Here is a 543-nt window from a genome sequence, read left to right as displayed (position 1 = left end):
CCGAGAAGCCGCTGTCGCTTGATCCGCTGAGTGTTGAGGTCTGCCGCGGGGTAGGTGGGCCGAGGTGGGCGAAGCTGGCGAGAACGGTGCGGCCGTCGACCGTTGTAGTGCCGGACGTACTCGGCAAGCACGGCCCGCAGATGCCGCTCGTTGAGGATCAACATACGATCGGCGAGTTCGGATCTGGCTGTCAGCACGAACCGCTCGGCGTAGCAGTTGGCCCGTGGACAACGCGGCGGAATCCTTATCGTTTCGATGCCCACGTCCGCCAGGACGGCATCGAAGGCGGCCGCGAACTGGCCAGCCCGGTCGCGGATGAGAAAGCTGAACTCGTCAACTCGATCGCCGAGCGCCACCACGAGGTTGCGGATCTGCTGCGTGGTCCATCTACCGTCCGGGTTCGTGGTCGTGCCGAGGACGTGGACGTAGCGGCTGCCGACCTCCAGTACGAAGAACACGTAGATCCGCTTGAGAGTGAACGCGCAGTCGACGTGGAAGAAGTCACAGGCCAGCATCGTCGAGGCCTGCGTGCGCAGGAACTGC

General features: G+C 64.3%; 1 protein-coding gene. It reads right to left on the bottom strand.

Features of this window, described 5'->3' with window-relative positions; translation table 11 throughout:
* Positions 1 to 543: integrase core domain-containing protein (locus tag EIZ45_RS45830; protein ID WP_240692058.1), on the bottom strand; the 543-nt coding region annotated here is incomplete at both ends.

The sequence above is a fragment of the Amycolatopsis sp. CFH S0740 genome (assembly GCF_004522315.1).
Classification (GTDB): domain Bacteria; phylum Actinomycetota; class Actinomycetes; order Mycobacteriales; family Pseudonocardiaceae; genus Amycolatopsis; species Amycolatopsis nivea.
The sequence above is the reverse complement of the archived record's forward strand: the minus strand, read 5'-3'. Positions and strand labels throughout refer to the sequence as shown.